Raw genomic sequence first — 17,985 nt, 5'->3', positions numbered from 1 at the left:
CCTCTTTGCACAAAATCAAGAACCTGTCCCGGCCTCGTTCTTTCCGTTGCGGATTCGATTCAGAATCGATTAACTTTGTAGAGCGATGGAGAATTTTGTTGTATCGGCCCGTAAATACCGTCCTACCACCTTTGACAGTGTGGTGGGGCAGCACCATATTACCACTACCTTAAAGAACGCAATCAGCAGCAACCACCTGGCGCAGGCGTTCCTGTTCTGCGGCCCCCGGGGCGTGGGTAAAACTACCTGCGCGCGTATTCTGGCCAAGACCATCAACTGCCAGAACATTACGCCGGAGGTAGAGGCCTGCAACGTGTGCGATTCCTGCAAAAGCTTCAACAACAACAGCTCGTTCAACGTGCACGAGCTGGATGCCGCGTCCAACAACTCGGTAGAGGACATCCGGAACCTGGTGGAGCAGGTGCGGTATGCACCGCAGACGGGCAAGTACAAAATCTACATCATAGATGAGGTGCACATGCTCTCCAACTCGGCCTTCAACGCGTTTCTGAAGACCCTGGAGGAGCCGCCGGCCTACGCCATTTTCATTCTGGCTACTACTGAGCGCCACAAGATCATCCCTACCATTCTCTCGCGCTGCCAGATCTTTGACTTCAACCGCATCCGGATTGAGGACATGGTGCAGCACCTGGGCCGCATTGCCCAGAAAGAGGAGATCAAAGCCGATGACGATGCCCTGCACCTGATCTCGCAGAAAGCCGATGGCGCCCTGCGCGATGCCTTGTCTATCTTTGACCAGATGGTGACCTTCTCGGGCCACCACCTTACCTACAAGGCCACCGTGCAGAACCTGCACATCCTGGATTACGACTATTACTTCCGCCTCACGGAATATCTGCTTACCCAGAACCTGAGCGGCGCTTTGCTGCTTTATGACGAGATTCTGAAAAACGGCTTCGATTCGCACAACTTCGTGCTGGGCATTGGCGAGCATTTCAGAAGTTTGCTCGTCTGCAAAGACACCGTGACGGTACAACTGCTGCAAGTATCAGAAAACATCAAGGCCCAATACGCCAAGCAGGCGCAGGAAGCCTCGCTGAGTTTCCTGCTCTCCGGCCTCAACCTGGTGGGAAGCTGCGACCAGAACTTCAAAGCCGCTAAAAACCAGCGGTTGCACGTGGAACTGCTGCTCATGAAACTGGCGCACCTGCCCCACGCCCTGCAACTGGCCTCAGATGTCTCTCTCACCGGAGACGTCAAAAAAAAAACTAACGGAACTTCCGGCGTAGCCGCGCCCAACGGTCAGGCTCCGGTCTCTCCCGCCCCGGCGGCGGCCCCAGCAGTTGCCCCTTCGGCTCCGCCGATTTCCGCCTCTTTAAACAAAAACGGGCCCGAAACCCACCACAACACCGCTCCCGCGGATATGGACGCGGGCGAGGACCCCGTGTTTGACACCTATCCAGAAGAAGCGCCTTCGCCGGTTCCTTCCATCGCGCCGCCTATGCCCGTAGCGGCTCCTGCTGCCCCGGCCCGAACCATTGCTTCTCCGCTGGCCAGCCGCAAAATGTCCAAGTTGCCCAGCCTGAAGAACATCGAGGAGAAAGTAGCGGCCTCGGCTGCGCCGATGGTGGAAGTGCTGGAAGAGGAAACCGAGGCCTACGTGCCCGGTTCATTGCCCACCATCAACGAGCACAAGCTGCAACAGCTCTGGAAACTGTACGTGGACCGCGTGAAACAAACCGACCGCACCCTGGAGTACACCATCCTGAACCGCGAGTGGTACTTTGACGCCGAGAAGGCCGAGGTACACCTGCAGGTGGAAAACGAGGTGCAGGTAGCCGAGTTCAACAGTTTCAAGCCGGAGTTCTTGTTGTATCTGCGCCAGGCCTTGGGCCACAACCGCCTGCAGGTGCACATTGACGTGGTGCAGCAGGAAAGCGGCCGCAAGCTGTACACGTCTCAGGACAGGTACAACTACCTGGCCGATATGTATCCCGTCCTGAAAGACCTCAAAAACCGCCTGGGTCTGGACACTGACTTTTAAGCGACCTTTCCGTAAACGGGTGAGACCTGAAATGGCCTCACCCGTTTTTACTTTTAGCCTACCCCATGAACCCGCACCTCTTTGACCGTAAAACCGATTCCTTTTTTGGCAGCCTCCGTTACCTGGGCTACGTGCTGTTGCCGGCGGGCATTCTACTGGGCGGCTCTCCGCTATGGTCCGGCGCTGACCAGGTGCAAATGCTGTCTGTGGGAGCGTTACTGTTTTTGCTGGGAATCCTCTTCCAAAGTACTTACCACGGCTTCCAATTGGACTTTAAGAACCGCCAGGTGCGGGAGTACCTGAGCATGTTCGGGCTGAAAACCGGCAAATGGGCGCCGCTGCCCGCCTTCCAGCGCGTGGTGCTCACCTCCCGCCTCAGATCATCGCAGGATCATGATCACGGACACAGCCATGATCATGAACCCGCAGCCCCGGTCATGTGGTACACCATCGGTCTGTTCTCCCAAACCGAGCAACCCGACTACGAACTCCGCACCGACAACCAACCCGATGCCCTCAAAACCCTGCGCCTGCTCTCAACAGAGTTAGGAATACCCGCCGAGGACCAAACCACTTCCTCCTCTCCTGCATCACGGTTGTAACTCTGTTTTGGGCCCGTTTTCAGTAAAATAGGCTTAAAATGGAATGCTGTAAACATTCGTCTCCGTCCAAGAGGAAATCTCTGTTTGTATAAAGTTTATAGTCACGCCAGTTACAAACTGCCGATCATGGTAGGTCCAAGTCACAGACTTGAACCATGAAAACAAAACCCAACCCTACCCCTCCAAGGAGGGTAGGGCCGTTAAGTTCTAAACGTATAGCTGGTTCAAGTTTCTAACTTGGACCTACAAAGAGCTGAAGTTTGCAACTTCAGTGAGCCGTGAGGCTCAAAGTATGCAGTAATGGCTATGCCTTCTCGAAAGTAGCAAACCATTAAAATAGAACTTAACGGCCCTACTCCAAGGAGGGGAGTTCCTTTCAAATAGTCTTTTTTCCTTTGCAGTCCTGTCTGCTCCAAAGACCTCGCAGCGGCCGGAGATCCTGCGAGTGTCTGCGCCAATGGCATATGCTATGCAGGAACACCTTTTTAGATGCCCGTCCAGGAAGCTACCGTTTGCTGCGGAGGACACGTGGGAGACAAGGCATGCCTTGTCTCTACAATCTGGAATATTTGGAATGTGTGGAAAGAAGGAAAGAGAGACGCAAGGTATTGCGTCTCTACAAGGGAAGACCTCACAGGTTTTCAAAACCTGTGAGGTCTGAGGCATTTCCATCAACGCATTGCCTTTTCCAGCCTTTCGGTGGAGCGCCTTAGCAGGTTCCGGTGCCGCAGGCATTGCGACCGCAGGGAGCAAAGGAAGCTGGAACAGCGCGAGACCGGAAGGCGGGGCCCCGCGGCCGTGAGCGCACGGAGCCCAGCTATGCAACAGCCAAGTTCATGCGCCTACGAAAACTGCGGTCCTCCGTCAGCACAAACGGGATGCATGCACAAGCGTAAGCATTTCCGCCCCATGAAACCGTTTCCGGCGCCTCATCAGCAAGACGCTACTTTAGACCTGTTTTCTCAAAATCAGCCCCAAAGCCCTCCTTATCCTCCTTCACTATCCTTGAAAATCAGCTCGTTAGAATCAATATCATAAAATCCCCCGGTTTTCTTATATTTGATTATCCGCTAGAAGATAAAATCCACCTGACGTGAAAAAAAGATTTATTGCTTTTTCCCTGATGGGAGCCGTGCTGTTTGTTCAGTGCAAAACCAGTACGGCACCCCAAACCGCTACCTCCGCCACTCAGACTTCGGCGGCAGAGGCAGCCAAGAAAGAGTTCACCTACACCTCCGTGCCCAATGATCCGCTGAACGCGCGCATCTATACCCTAGACAATGGCCTGACGGTGTACCTGACCAAATATGACAACGCACCCCGCATCCAGACCTATATTGCCGTGCGCGCGGGCAGCAAGAACGACCCCGCCGATGCCACTGGTCTGGCGCACTACCTGGAGCACATGGCCTTTAAGGGTTCTACCAAGCTGGGCACCATCAACTGGGAAAAAGAAAAAGAGGAGTTGGCCAAGATTGAGGCGCTGTACGAACTCTACCGCACCCAGAAAGACCCGGCTTTGCGCAAGAAAACGTACCACCAGATAGACTCCATCTCGGGCGTGGCCGCCAAGTACGCGGTACCCAATGAGTACGACAAGCTGGTGGCCGCCATGGGCATGAAGAACTCCAACGCCAGCACCTGGGTGGAGCAGACCATTTACTACGGCGACATCCCCAGCAACCAACTAGACAAGTGGTCGATGCTGGAATCGGAGCGGTTGGGCGTGATGATCCCCCGGTTGTTCCACACCGAGCTGGAGGCCGTGTACGAAGAGAAAAACCGCTCCTTGGACTCAGACCAAAACAAAGCGTTTGAAGCGGCGTTCGCGGCCTTGTTCCCCACGCACCAGTACGGCGCTCAAACCACCATCGGGACGGTGGAGCACCTGAAGAACCCGTCCATCACCGAGATCAAGAAGTATTTTGACAAATATTACATCCCCAACAACATGGCCATTGCCATGAGCGGCGACCTGGACTTCGAGCAGACTATCAAAACCCTGAATGAGCACTTCGGGCGGTGGCAGAAGAAAGACGTTCCCGCGTACACCCCGCCGCAGGAGAAGCCTATTATCGCGCCCATCGTGAAGGAAATTCTGGGGCCGGAGGCTGAGAGTGTGCTGATGGCGTACCGTTTCCCCGGCATTCAATCCAAAGACGCGTTGGTGCTGCGCATGATCAACCAGATTCTGAGCAACGGCCAGGCCGGCCTGATTGACCTGAACATCAACCAGAAGCAAGCCGCGCTGGGGGCTGCCTCTTTCGCCGAGATCTACAATGATTACTCGGCGCACTTCCTGACCGGGAACCCGCGGCAGGGGCAGACGCTGGACCAGGTCAAGAACCTGTTGGTGCAGCAGATTGAACTGGTGAAGAAAGGTCAGTTTGAGGACTGGCTGATTCCCGCCATCGTGAACAAGAACAAGATCAGCAAGATGAAAGCCTACGAAAGCAACGCCGCCCGGGCCACGGCTTTCGTGGATGCGTTTATCGCCCGCCAGAACTGGGCCGATTACCTGAAGCAGGAAGAGGCGTTTGAGCAGATCACGAAGCAGGACGTCATGGACGTGGCTAACCGCTACTACGGCAACAACTACGCCGTGATCTACAAACGCACCGGCCAGGACCCCACCGCCCAGAAAGTGGAGAAACCCACCATCACGCCGGTGCCGGCTAACCGCGAGGCGCAGTCTGACTACTACAAGCAGGTGGCCAGCCGCACCGTGTCTGACCTGCAGCCGCAGTTCGTGGATTTCAAGAAAGACATTCAGGAAGGCAGCCTGAAAGGCAACATTCCGGTGTACTACACCAAAAACCAGGAGAATGGCCTTTTCAACCTGTACTACATCCTGGACATGGGCACCAACAATGACCTGAAACTTGGCCTGGCCGTGGATTACCTGCAGTACCTGGGCACTGACAAATACACCGCCGAGGAACTGCAGAAGGAGTTCTTCAAGATCGGCTGCTCGTTTGGGGTTTCCTCGGGCCAGGACCAAGTGTATGTTTCCCTCACCGGGCTGGACACCAATCTGGAGAAAGGTCTGCAACTGTTTGAGAGCCTCCTGCAGAACCCCAAAGCCGACCAGCAAGCCTTAAACGATCTGGTGGCCGGTATCCTGAAAGACCGCAAAGACGCCAAGTTGGACAAGAACACCATCCACAGCGTGGCCATGGTGAACTACGCCAAGTACGGTCCTAAGAACCCGTTCACGCACATTCTGAGTGAGCAGGAACTGAAGAAAGTAAAACCCGCCGAGCTGATTTCGCGCATCAAGAGCATTCCTACGTACCAACACCGCGTGCTGTACTACGGCCCCCGGGAGTTGCAAAACATTACGGCTACGTTGAACACGGGCCACATTGTACCGGCGGCCCTGAAGCCGGTACCCGCCGAAAACGATTTCAAAGAGCTGGACATCAAGAACCGCAACGTGTACTGGACGAACTATGACATGGTGCAGGCCGAGCTGCTGTTTTTGACCAAGTCTCTGAATTATGACCCCAAACTGGTGCCCACCATCAGGCTGTACAACGAGTACTTTGACGGCGGCATGGGGGCCATTGTGTTCCAGGAACTGCGCGAGTCCCGCGCATTGGCCTACTCCGCCAGTTCCCGTTTCGCCAACGCCAGCCGGAAAGACCGCGCCAACTACATCATGTCGTACATAGGCACGCAGAGCGATAAACTGCCTGAGGCGATGGCCGGCATGCAGGAACTCCTGAACGATTTGCCGGTGGCCGAGACCAATTTCACCAATGCTAAGGCCTCGGTGCGCAACAGCATCGCCACGGAGCGCATCAACAAAGTGGGCATTCTCATGAACTATGAGGCGGCCCGTAAACTGGGCGTGGACCATGACATCCGCCGCGATATCTACGAGAGCCTGGATGCCCTAACCCTGGACCAGATCAAGGCGTTCCAGCAGCAGTTTGTGAAAGGCCAGAACCAAACCATCCTGGTCATCGGCTCTAAGGACAGGTTGAACTTCAAGGAACTGGCCAAATATGGCACCGTGAAGCAGTTGACGTTAAAGGAGCTGTTCGGGTATTAAGGTGTAGTTGATAGTTGTTAGTTGTCAGAATTTGGAAGGAGCAGCCGTTGGTTGCTCCTTCTGTGTTTTGCGTCTTTTTTCTGAAAACAGACGCAAAACCGGTATACCTTTTTACCAAATTTCACTTACACCACAGCAGGCCACAGGCCAACTACCATGAGACGCTTTGTTCAATCCTGGCTTATTGATAGCAAAGACTTTATGCTAGTAAAAAGCTTTGGCAACATCTATGGGCTACCGGAAAAAGTGCAGAAGTCAGGTGATTTTTACTGAAAGCAATTGCTCTTAGCGGCTAGGCCTTCCCTAAAGGAAGTGGTTCCCTCAAATTAGTTTTAATGCTATAATGCAAGTAAAGGCACGTACTATCTTGAAAAAATTAGAGGCGTTACTCCAAGACATCATGTAAGAAGGACCTGCTGGCACATCAGCCTTTAACCGGAAGGCAACTTCTTTTTAGGATAAGCAGAAGTAAGATACATGCATGGTTTAAGCGAACTAACCTGTCATCGTAACTTCTTTTGTCGTTATACCTGTTCCTTGAAGGCCTTTAAGGAAAGGCAAAATAGGTATTCCAAAAAAACGGCCTCCTTGTACTTGAAAGCCATACTGGCGAAGAACAAGGAGGCCGTACAAATAGTAACCACCTTCTGTTGGCTCAGAAAGATTACTTCTTTTTGGCTTTTACGGGTTTGCATTCTTTGCAAAACTCTGCCATTTCAGCTATCTCTTTCTTGATCTTTTGGTGATATTCCAAAGCCTTGGCGTTAGATTCTAATACTGCGTCTTGCATTTCAACTCCAGCGTTCATATACTCGGTACTGATCGCATCATTGGCTTTCTGGTAGAAGTCATAGTTTGACAGCGCATTCTTGGATTCATATAACCGCTTTCTGTATTTACGTGCGTGCAACTCAAGTAAGTCGAATTGCATTTGGGCATATTGCAGAAGCCGTTCATTAGATTCCCCTTGTTGCAGCCAGGAACTGGCAGGAACAAAGTACGCTGTAACCCGATTGTTGAAGTTCTTGGTTAGCATGAACTCATAGTTGCTCATGGCATATCCAAAGTCTAGGCTCGCCGCCAATGAGAAAGAATTTGATCCATTTTGTTGGCTTTTAGGAGCCTGGGCTTGAAAATCGTTTAAAGTGAGGGTATAATTTTCTTTCCATTCTGTTCTTCCCTGGCTAAAAGTATTTAAGGCAATTAATGATAAAATAAGCGTAAAAAGATTTCTAAGCATTTTAAATAGAATAAAGATTATTCAGCAAAGCTACTTAAAAGCAAGCTGAATTCCATCTTAACTTCCATGGTAAAGACATGTTGGTTTGAATAGAAGTAGCTGACCTAATCACCTACTGCCTAACGCTTTAGCTCAATCTTTTATAAGTTAATAGCCAGCAGTTTATGCATGCTGTTCAAGCGAATTCCTGGGCAGCAGTCATTGTCTAGGGATAGTACGCTTGCTGGCTGCGCATATCGTGCAGGTACTGCATGCTTTGCCAGGGCGTAAACACCTATTGGCGGTTGTGCATAAGCATTCTGGTCCCTTTAATTAGCGCAGTCAAGACACTTCAACCCGCCGGCTTCTCACATTTTAAATTTATGGCCCGTGGCCGAAGCTAACTCCCCAACTCCAAGGCCCTAGTATGCAACAGCATCACCACGGAGTGCATTTCCAAGATGGGCATCCTGATGATCGGCTCCCAAAGCCGGCTCAACTTCAAGGAACTAGCTAATGATCTTGAAAGAGCTATTTTGAATCAAATGATTTTGGAAGGAGCAGCCGTTGGTTGCTCCTTCATTGTTTTATGCCTGTTTCTGAGAGAACTGGTCTAAAACAGCTTACCGGTAATCGGTAGAAATTATTTCCCTATCAGGTGTGATTTTCCAGACACTTCCTGCACTAATGGGGTGTAGTTCAAAATTAGATGGATATAGCAGACCAGTTTACGCACGTCATCAAAGAACACAAGGGCTTGATCTTTAAAGTAGCTGCGCTTTACACCAATAACCTGGAAGACAGAAATGACCTTTACCAGGAAATTGTCTATCAGCTGTGGAAATCCTTCGGGTCTTTTTACGGGCAGTCAAAGGTGAGTACCTGGATGTACCGGGTAGCCCTGAACACGGCCATTTACCACCTGAAGCAAACCAAAAGAAGGGTGGATACCATTCCCCTGGAGGTTGGGGCTGATAGGTTTGCCGACGAGATGGACAGGCTGGAGGAAGAACGAATCCAGCAGCTGTATGCCCACATTCAGTTGCTGAACTTACTGGAGAGAGGCATTATCCTCCTGTATCTGGAAGGCAAGAGTTATGACGAAATAGCGGCCATTGTAGGAATCACCGTCAGCAACGTTGGCACCAGAATCTCAAGAATCAGAGAAAAACTAAGAACCCAAATTACCAAAAAACAAGCCATATGGAACTAGAAGAAATGCAAAACGCCTGGAACAGCTTAAGCCATCGGGTCGAGAGACAAGATGCCCTCTCAAACAAACTGCTGGCGAACGTGACCCAGCAGAATTACCAATCCAAGTTCAACAAAGTAAGGTATTCTGAGTTTGCCGGCACCATGGTCTGTTATGCAGGAGCGGCCTACCTCAGTGTGCATCTCACTCAGATAGAAGATGTCTTTGCGCAGGTGCTGGCGGCTCTGGCCATTGGGTTGCTCTTGTTGCTGCCGGTTATTTCGCTTGCCTCGGTGAGGGCTCTAAAAAGCGTGAATATCTCCTCTGCCTCGTACTTAGAGACCATCCATACCTTCGGTCGGCAGAAGATCAGGTTTCAGAAGCTGCAGAAGATTAATGTTTGCTTGGGCCTGTTGCTTATGTTGCTTACCCTGCCGGTGCTGGCCGCCATTCAGGGGAAAGACCTTAGCCAGGTTCCTTACTTCTGGATACTTATTTTCCCGCTCTTCGGGCTGGTAATGACCGCGTTCGCTTATTGGGTCTTGAAGTCCTACAACAAGACGTTGCATGACATGGAAAACCAACTCACTGATATCAATGGTTGATGAGTTGTTGGGGTGGTTTCATATCAGACGCATCAACCAGCAAAAAACGAAGGTGACTTTTGTTCATTGGATAGAAGCTGCGCCAAATTCCCGAAGTAATTTCACGATTGAAGATTCTCAAGAAGGAGCGCTTCTTTGTTTTTGGGCTGTTTTCACAAAACAGCCCAAAAACAAGTTATTATTCAGCGGAAGGATCAACAAGCTACTCCTATAAACCCTGTTGCATTTTCCTTCTCTTAGCAGCATCGTTCTGAAAAAAGAACGCCTCTCAGGCAACCGACGCCTTTTATATAGCATCTACAAGATATTAACCTTCTGCCGTGCCTTTATTTCGGAGGCGGTTGACCTACATCTTGTTTAAACAACTACTTCTATGATGCTTAAAAGAACCTTGCTGCTGCTGTTTTTCCTAGGGAATATGGCGCTGGCCCAAGCACAACAAACCCAAATGGTAAATGTGGGGAACCACTCCCTAGAAATGGTGCAGGCAGGCGCGGGAGAATACACCGTCATCTTTGAATCGGGGTTTGGGACAGCTTATAAAGTATGGGGCAACGTGGCCGCTGAAGTGATGCAAACCAATCAGGTGCTGCTGTACTCCAGGGCCGGAACAGGAAACTCGGAACCCAATCCCAATCCGCATACCCTAGAGCAGGCGGTGCAGGACTTGGAAATCCTCGTGGAGAAGGCCAACCTCAAAGCACCCTTCATCCTGGTGGGCCATTCCTACGGAGCCTTTATTATTCGCGCCTACGCGGCAAAGCACCCGGACAAAGTGAAAGGGTTTGTGTTTGTGGACCCGGCGCACGAGAAAATGATGCAGGAACTGAAAAAGGCAGATTATGCCAAAGCGATGAAAGACATGGAACTGCAGAACAGCTTCGTACCCGCCAAGTTCAAGCAGGAGAACGAGGCCATCAACCAGATCTTCGAGAAAGCTGAGCTGCCTGATTTTGGGAAGCTACCCCAGGTACCGGCCGTGGTGCTGACTTCGGTTCAGAAACGGGATAACCCTGAGTTGTTCCTGCACGAGCCGAAGGGCGTAGAAGTATGGCGGAATCTGCACAGCGCGCTCTTCGGTCAGTTTACCAGCGGCGCGCATGTCATTACCTCCAGAAGTGGCCACAACATTCACCGCGAGGAGCCGGAACTGGTGGTGAACGCCATCAACCAGGTGGTACAGGCCGCCGCCAAGGAAAAGCAGCGGCAGGAACACGAAGCGAAAATGGCGGCCCTGGAAACGAGCATGAAACAGGCGGCTGCTTACCTGAAACAACGCAAAGAACCGAAGGCCGAAGCGGTGGCGTTTGAGGCACTGCGGAACTCCGGTTTCAAGGAGTCTATGATCAACACCATTGCCTACCAGCAGCTCAACCATCCAGACCATATCGCCCTGGCCCTGCTCACGTTCAAATACAACACGGTCCAGTATCCGCAATCAGCTAACGCGTTTGACAGTTACGGGGAAGCCTTGCTGAAGCAGGGAAACCTTAAACTAGCCGAACAGCAGTTCCATAAAGCCATGGCACTTGCCACCGCCACCAACGACTCTTCCACGCTGAGAAACAGCAAGAACAACCTGGAGAGAATCAACCAGTTGAAAAATGCTAAATGAAGGAAATCGTAGGGGCATGTGGGCTTCTGAAACTTATAGCGTGAAAGGACTACATTCGCATTCTGCTCTTTGGTTGGGAAGGTAGCGCCCTTTCCTCCTGCCGGATGACGTCTTTGCAATATAACGAGGTACGCATCTCGTGAGAACGCTGCTTTTGGGTTGTTTTCACCGAAATAGGCCGAAAACAGAACATTGTTTCCTGAAGCAAATCAGCAGCAGAACATACAGCTAGTTATATATAGCATTTTCCTGGGTGTGATCGGTGAAATCAGTTTACCTTAGTGAATCAATATTTGAAAAACATCTCATCAATCTTCCCTTTCTTCCCTTCACCTCATATGAGAGCAATTCTCTTCGTTCTATTACTACTCCCGGCGCTTTGCTTTGGGCAAGCTGCTAAGCAGAAAGACAACCCAATCACCATTGGTACCAAGCAGACCTTTCACTCGGCTATTCTAAAGGAAAACCGAACCCTGTGGGTCTATGTGCCTAAATCCTTTACTGCCGGTAGCAAGCTGCGCTACCCGGTCATGTACCTGTTAGACGGCGAGGCGTTTTTCACCTCCATGGTCGGAACGGTGGACTATCTGAGCGCCTTAGGCAAGATGCCCGAGATGATTATTGTTGGCATTGAAAGCACAGATCGGGTACGGGACCTGACACCTACGCACTCTCCTTTCTGGGCCAGTGGTGAGCCGGCCAACGATTTAAAGACCTCCGGCGGAGGGCCCAATTTTATGGCATTTCTGGAAAAGGAAGTGATGCCGTACATTGAGACCCGTTACCAAACAGAAACGTACCGCATGTTGGTGGGGCACTCCTTAGGAGGCTTAACGGCCTTGCATGCCTTGGTCAACCAGCCCGCGCTGTTTACCTCGTATGTAGCCATTGACCCTAGTGTTTGGTGGGACAACCAACTCATCCTGAAGCAGGCCCAGAAAGCCTTGCCCCAGAAAGGATCTGCCGGAAAAAGCCTTTTCTTTGCCACGGCCAACACCATGAACAAGGGAATGGATACGGTGCGGGTGGTGCAGGACAATACCCAAGGCAATCATAATGTGCGGAATAGTCTCCTATTCAGGGAGACCCTTAGAAAAAGCAAGAACCTGGCCTGGGCCTGGAAATTTTACCCGGAAGACAACCATGGCTCGGTTCCATTTCCGGCACAATATGACGCCCTGCGGTATTTCTTCAATAAGTATGCACTAGACAAGGACTTAAATGACTCTACTATCACGGTGGACTACATTAAAAACCACTACCGCGCCGTGTCTGCCATGCTGCAGTATCCGGTGCTGCCGGCACAGGGCACGGTGAACTCCTTGGGCTACATTTCCCTGGGCAAAAAGCAGTATGCAAAGGCCTACCAGTTTTTTAAGATGAACCTTGAAAACTACCCCACCGTTGGCAACCTCCATGATTCCATGGGCGACTACTATGTAAAGATAGGAGATAAGAAAAAGGCCATGGAAGCGTTCCGGAAAGCCTTGTCTCTGGAAGAAGTAGCAGAAACCCGAAAGAAGTTAAAGGAGCTGGAAGCTGGTAGGTAAAACCAAGGCACAAAGGCCAATTTCATTATTGCAAAGCCGGAGCAGCCATAGGCACCTCCGGCTTTGTTTTTGTGCTGTTTCTGAGAAAGCAGGCATAAAACGAAAGCGTTTCCTTAACATGTGAGCTAAAAATATTTTCGGCAAGTCTGCTTGAGTGATAAGCTGAATTAAACTGACATCCAGACATTTCATTCCTTATATTGGACTGATAACCGGAGTAGACTCTGTATATAGGGTAGTTGGCGGTAATTTAAACTATTAATCATGATAAAAACATTCCTCCAAATTTTGCTTGTCTTTGCTTTAACATCTTGTGGAAAAGAGAGGTTTGATGAGGAGACAATTTCAAAATTAGAACAGTATCAATCCGCAAGAAAAATTTTAATCGACAACCTTGAACAAATAAAGATACCATACGGATATGAAGAGCTTGTAGGTAAAAGCCCTTGGATTCCCTCAATAATATTTCGTACAGATGAAGACTTCTTTAAAAATAAAGTTGCCCCTATTTCACCTGAACTTAATAGCCTTCTCAAGCTATGGCAAAACAAATCATTAGCAAAAGGTTATTCTATGCAAATTAATGAAGATAGTACCATTATATTCACTATAAAGAAATACGAGGGAATTTTCACTGGCGTTCATCATTACATAGTTTACGACCCAAAGGGTAAAAGTGAAGGAGTAGAAACTCAAAACAGCAGTATAATAAAAAAGAAGCAATTGGATAGCCAATGGTTTTACATTATAGCGAGCCAGCTGTACATTGATTAGAGAAAACGCGCCACAACGTACTTATGTAAACACCAGCATCGGCCGACGGCCTTCGCCGTCGTTTACACAAGTACGTTGTACACAATTTAAAACACAGATGCCAGACTTCACAAATATTGAATATCTAAAAAAAGGAAATAAGCGTCAGCAACAAGCCTATATAGACCTGACTAAACTTTCAATTTTTGAGAATTTGCAAGCTTACAACCCAATATTGACAGGAACTATACCAATTGGAATTGACCTACCAGAAAGTGATTTAGATATTATTTGTGAATGTTCCAATCACCAGGAGTTTGCAGAAACACTCACTAGTTTGTACTCGGACAAAGACAAATTTGAAATTCGGACAAATACTTGGAATAACTTATTATCAACAATTGCAACCTTTCGAGCAGGAGAATTTGAAGTAGAAGTTTTTGGACAGGATTACCCAACTAAAGATCAAAATGCATATAGGCATATGCTCGTTGAACATAAAATCCTGAATTTAAAGGGTGATAAGTTCAGAACGGAAATCATACGACTTAAACAAGAAGGACTAAAGACAGAGCCAGCTTTTGCAAAATTATTGGGTTTGGTTGGAGATCCTTATGTAGAACTGTTGAGATTTGAAATATAAACCTGTGTACAACAAGGCATAAACGTCAGCCTTCAGCCGTCGTTTACATAAGTACGTTGTGCGCAATTAAAAAACAGGGTGAATGAGTTATGATTTAATGGTTTTTCAAATGAATGCCGCTCCTTTAAGAAAAAAAGAGTTTATGGAGTGGTATGAGAATCAAACTGAATGGACAGAAGACCATAGTTATGATGACCCTAAGAACACTTCCGATGAGTTAAGGAATTGGTATGTAGAAATGCAAGAGAGCTTTCCAGACTTGAATGGACCTAACGCAAGCGACCCTACCGAAAACCCGAACGAAACGGACTATGGTATTGGAAGGAATGTGGTTTACGCGGCATTTAGTTGGTCACAGGCTGGTATTGCTTATCAAAAAACAACTGAATTGGCAGCAAAACACAAGGTAGGATTTTTTGACGCAAGTGGTTCAAGTGATATTTGGATTCCTGATGGGAATGGAGAGTTGAAAATATTAAAAGAAAGCGAGAAAAAACCTTGGTGGAAGTTTTGGTAAAATAACTCCGCCCAACCGCCTCGTCCATAAGCCATGCTACGGCCGAAGGCCTTCGCCGCCGTTTATACTATCCGTTGGGGCAAAGCATAAATAATATTAATGAAAGTAAAGGAAATCTTCATGGACACGAATACAAGTGTCTTTGCAGTAACAAATGCAGATAATGACGACGAGTTGGAGTGGATTATTGAACCCACAGACTTCATGCTTTTACCCGAAGAAGAAAACACCTATTTTGTAAAAGCAAAACAAGTCTATACAGATAGGACAATTGATTGCTTTATTGGCATCATGACGCCTGAGCGCATAGCAGAAACAGTAATAAAGAAAAATAAGGACGGACACGCTGCTGTTGCTGAAAGTATTTATGAACAGGAAAACTCAGTCATCCCAGCAGTCGCTTCCAATTGTTTTGGTGACTATACTTTATACTATTCAAAAGAAAACCCACAAATAGGAATTGATATACTTATAGGCGGACTTTACAACGCTACCAACAAAAATACAGTAGCCGAAGACCTCGGTTATATCTTGAGAGACGAGAACAGAGTTGAAGAGGCAATTGAAGCATTTAAGATAAGTGAAGAAGTTGGTCCATCGTCTGAATACGTGTATTTGGAGTTGTCAAGGCTGTATAAAAGATTAGGCATGACCAAAAAGCAATCAGAGTACGAGCGGAAGTTTAAGAAAAAAGGCGGCATAGAGTAAAAGAAAGCTCTGCCCAACAACGCCTAAACGCCAGCCTCCGGCCGACGGCCTAGCACGTTGTTTATACGAACCCGTTGTAGGGCATTGATCATTAAAAACTGGAAAGCTTTCTAAAGCGTGAAGTGCTATTCCTAACCAAATAGTAAATCAAATTGTGTTTATGCAAAAAGAAATAACCAGGATTCTTTACTATGGAACAGCCATCTCTGCAATAGTGCCAGCTACTTTTATATTCATAGTTTCCTTGTTTATTGTGATGAGCCATGCAGGTTCTTTTCCTTCCAACCGTGAAGAATCTTTTCTTCTGGCCCAAGGCGTGCTTGGAATATTCGGATACTTCGGGCTTGTTATGCTGTTCACGGAGAATAAAGGCGAGAGGCGCCGAGTGATCCTTGTGTTATTAGCGTTGAATGTGACTTCCTTTTTATTCTTCATAGGCCCAAAGGGAAAGAAGGCCGTGAACTTGTTCACCACCATAGAAGGGCTTATCTTCTTCTGGCCTTTTATAGTGTCAGCATTTCATATGTATCTACTAGTGAAACAGCCTTCCTGTATTTCCAATGAGTAGTTGAGTACCTTACTTAATAATGGAAATCCCTGTAACTTCTGTTTTAAGCCTGATTTCTGAAAAACAGGCAGAAAACAGAAAAAGGATGCGAGTGGCAAGCGCAACATAACAATGCCAATGGCCTTGCATGCCTCCTGCACCAGCGTGCTATCTGTCATGAGGAAACATCATCCCTGAAATTCCAGTTACCCGTTTCGGTTACAAAATCCCTCACTTCTGTTACTTCTGCTTTGGCGGTGTCCTGCACTTTTGCATAAACAAAAGTCGTCAAAATGAACATCGTGATAACAGGTTCTTTAGGGAACATAGGAAAACCGCTCACGCAATTATTGGTAGCGAACGGACACCAGGTAACAGTCATCAGTAGCAAACCCGAAAGAATAGAAGCCATACGGCAGGCCGGAGCCATTCCGGCCATCGGCAGCATTCAGGATGCCGATTTTCTGGCCCAGACCTTTACCGGAGCAGACGCCGTTTACCTGATGGAAGCCTGGGAAGGAATTGGAAGCATCTATGATCAAGCGATTGACTTTCTGGCAGAGTTTAAGAAAATAGCCCACCATTACGTGCAAGCGGTACTACAGGCGGGTGTTAGCCGTCTGGTGCACCTGAGCAGTGTGGGAGCGCATTCAGAGCAAGGCACGGGCAGCCTGTTGGTGCATCATACCGTGGAGAACATCCTTAGAACCCTTCCAGAAAACGTAGCCATCAAGTTCATGCGTCCGGTGGGCTTCTTCAGTAACATCTACCGCTGGCTACCCATGATTCAAGCCAAGGGAGCCATCATCCAGAGCTACGGCGGAGACCAGAAAGAACCTTGGGTTTCGCCGTATGATATTGCCGCTACCATTGCCCAGGAAATGGAGAAACCGTTCAACGGAAGAACGGTCCAGTATCTGGCCAGTGACGAGGTATCCCCTAACGAAATCGCGCGGACCTTGGGAAAATCCATCGGGAATCCTGAGTTGAGATGGGAAGTCATTCCGCCGGACACATTATTGAACCAAATGCTGTCGGCGGGGATCAACGAGTGGATCGCCAACGGCCTGGTGGCCATGCAGCAAGCCCAGCAGAACGGTAGTTTGTACCATGATTTCTACCTAAATAAACCTACGCTAGGGAAAGTGAAGCTAGCCGATTTTGCCGATGAATTTGCCGCAGTATACAAGAACCTATAACCATACTATTAAGAACATGAAAAAAGCACTTATAACAGGAGCCAATAAGGGAGTAGGGTTTGAAACCGCCAAACAACTTTTGGAAAACGGGTACTATGTGTTCGTGGGAAGCCGGGATATCAACAACGGAAAGACAGCCGTAGAACAATTGAAACAAGCGGGATTTGAAGCAGCGGAAGCCATCCAGTTGGATGTGACTGACATCGCCTCGGTGAATGCTGCCAGAAACGAAATCGAAAATAAAACCGAGGTGCTGGATGTGTTGATCAACAACGCAGGCATCAATGGAGGATTTCCGCAGGCCGCCTTAGAAGCGAGCGCTGAGGCGTTTCAGCAGGTGATGGACACCAATTTGTACGGCGTGGTACGGGTAACGCAGGCGTTTATCGGGTTGCTCAGGAAAGCCAGCCAGCCCCGCATTGTCAATGTTTCCTCCAGCGGCTGTTCGCTTACCTTGCACGGTGATCCTAACTGGAAATACTATACCCACAAAGCAGCCGTCTACACGGCATCCAAAGCGGCAATGAACATGTACACCATTAACCTGGCGTACGAACTACGCGATACCCCGTTCAAGGTGAATGCCGTATGCCCCGGATTTGTAGCCACTGATTTCAACGGCCACAGAGGCACCGGAACCGTGCAGGAAGGCGGCCAGCGGATTGCAAAATACGCCATGATTGGGGAAGAGGGCCCTACCGGGAAATTCATCAGCGAAGAACATAACCCTGAAACAGGAGAAACGCCTTGGTGAAACAATCGGTACTTTTGCC

15 protein-coding genes are annotated in these 17,985 nt (G+C 48.9%); 14 read left to right on the top strand and 1 reads right to left on the bottom strand.

Annotated elements, in window-relative coordinates; translation table 11 throughout:
• Nucleotides 1-85 precede the first annotated feature (85 nt).
• The 3 genes from H7U12_RS06155 to H7U12_RS06145 all read left to right on the top strand — a co-directional run bounded on the left by H7U12_RS06155 (nt 86) and on the right by H7U12_RS06145 (nt 6,664).
• Nucleotides 86-2,005, top strand: a complete 1,920-nt coding sequence (locus H7U12_RS06155) for a DNA polymerase III subunit gamma/tau (protein ID WP_186634566.1) — start codon at nt 86-88, stop codon at nt 2,003-2,005.
• Between the two features lie 65 nt (nt 2,006-2,070).
• The gene (locus tag H7U12_RS06150) at nt 2,071-2,607 is read left to right on the top strand and encodes a hypothetical protein (protein WP_186634563.1); all 537 of its coding nucleotides are present in this window, start codon (nt 2,071-2,073) and stop codon (nt 2,605-2,607) included.
• A gap of 1,093 nt (nt 2,608-3,700) precedes the next feature.
• Nucleotides 3,701-6,664 (top strand): M16 family metallopeptidase, encoded by a 2,964-nt coding sequence (locus H7U12_RS06145; RefSeq protein WP_255896690.1) that lies wholly within the window; start codon nt 3,701-3,703, stop codon nt 6,662-6,664.
• 664 nt (nt 6,665-7,328) lie between these two features.
• Here the strand turns inward: H7U12_RS06145 and H7U12_RS06140 are convergent.
• The gene (locus H7U12_RS06140; protein ID WP_186634560.1) at nt 7,329-7,904 is read right to left on the bottom strand and encodes a hypothetical protein; all 576 of its coding nucleotides are present in this window, start codon (nt 7,902-7,904) and stop codon (nt 7,329-7,331) included.
• 688 nt (nt 7,905-8,592) lie between these two features.
• Between H7U12_RS06140 and H7U12_RS06135 the strand changes: the two genes are divergently transcribed.
• From H7U12_RS06135 to H7U12_RS06085, 11 genes are all read left to right on the top strand, one after another.
• Nucleotides 8,593-9,096, top strand: coding sequence for an RNA polymerase sigma factor (locus H7U12_RS06135; RefSeq protein ID WP_186634556.1), 504 nt, complete (start codon nt 8,593-8,595; stop codon nt 9,094-9,096).
• Complete coding sequence (locus tag H7U12_RS06130) at nt 9,087-9,680, top strand: hypothetical protein (RefSeq protein WP_186634554.1); 594 nt, start codon at nt 9,087-9,089, stop codon at nt 9,678-9,680. The genes H7U12_RS06135 and H7U12_RS06130 overlap by 10 nt, the downstream gene beginning before the upstream one ends.
• 373 nt (nt 9,681-10,053) lie before the next feature.
• The gene (locus tag H7U12_RS06125) at nt 10,054-11,295 is read left to right on the top strand and encodes an alpha/beta fold hydrolase (protein ID WP_186634551.1); all 1,242 of its coding nucleotides are present in this window, start codon (nt 10,054-10,056) and stop codon (nt 11,293-11,295) included.
• A 338-nt stretch (nt 11,296-11,633) separates the two neighbouring features.
• Complete coding sequence (locus H7U12_RS06120; protein ID WP_186634548.1) at nt 11,634-12,845, top strand: alpha/beta hydrolase-fold protein; 1,212 nt, start codon at nt 11,634-11,636, stop codon at nt 12,843-12,845.
• A 264-nt stretch (nt 12,846-13,109) separates the two neighbouring features.
• Complete coding sequence (locus tag H7U12_RS06115; protein ID WP_186634545.1) at nt 13,110-13,619, top strand: hypothetical protein; 510 nt, start codon at nt 13,110-13,112, stop codon at nt 13,617-13,619.
• 97 nt (nt 13,620-13,716) lie between these two features.
• Entirely contained in the window at nt 13,717-14,241 is a 525-nt protein-coding gene (locus H7U12_RS06110; RefSeq protein ID WP_186634542.1) for a DUF4269 domain-containing protein, read from the top strand.
• Nucleotides 14,242-14,323: 82 nt separating this feature from the next.
• On the top strand, nt 14,324-14,758 hold the full coding sequence (locus H7U12_RS06105; RefSeq protein ID WP_186634539.1) for a hypothetical protein: 435 nt from the start codon (nt 14,324-14,326) through the stop codon (nt 14,756-14,758).
• Between the two features lie 120 nt (nt 14,759-14,878).
• Nucleotides 14,879-15,466 carry a hypothetical protein gene (locus H7U12_RS06100; RefSeq protein WP_186634536.1) on the top strand — a complete coding sequence of 196 codons (588 nt, stop codon included), beginning with the start codon at nt 14,879-14,881 and terminating at the stop codon, nt 15,464-15,466.
• Between the two features lie 160 nt (nt 15,467-15,626).
• The gene (locus H7U12_RS06095) at nt 15,627-16,034 is read left to right on the top strand and encodes a hypothetical protein (RefSeq protein ID WP_186634533.1); all 408 of its coding nucleotides are present in this window, start codon (nt 15,627-15,629) and stop codon (nt 16,032-16,034) included.
• A 272-nt stretch (nt 16,035-16,306) separates the two neighbouring features.
• Nucleotides 16,307-17,212 carry an NmrA family NAD(P)-binding protein gene (locus H7U12_RS06090; RefSeq protein ID WP_186634530.1) on the top strand — a complete coding sequence of 302 codons (906 nt, stop codon included), beginning with the start codon at nt 16,307-16,309 and terminating at the stop codon, nt 17,210-17,212.
• Between the two features lie 16 nt (nt 17,213-17,228).
• Nucleotides 17,229-17,966, top strand: coding sequence for an SDR family oxidoreductase (locus H7U12_RS06085; RefSeq protein ID WP_186634527.1), 738 nt, complete (start codon nt 17,229-17,231; stop codon nt 17,964-17,966).
• The last annotated feature ends 19 nt before the right edge of the window (nt 17,967-17,985 follow it).

Origin of the sequence: Rufibacter sediminis, from assembly GCF_014269285.1 — a bacterium.
GTDB classification, from domain to species: Bacteria; Bacteroidota; Bacteroidia; order Cytophagales; family Hymenobacteraceae; genus Nibribacter; species Nibribacter sediminis.
The sequence above is the reverse complement of the archived record's forward strand: the minus strand, read 5'-3'. Positions and strand labels throughout refer to the sequence as shown.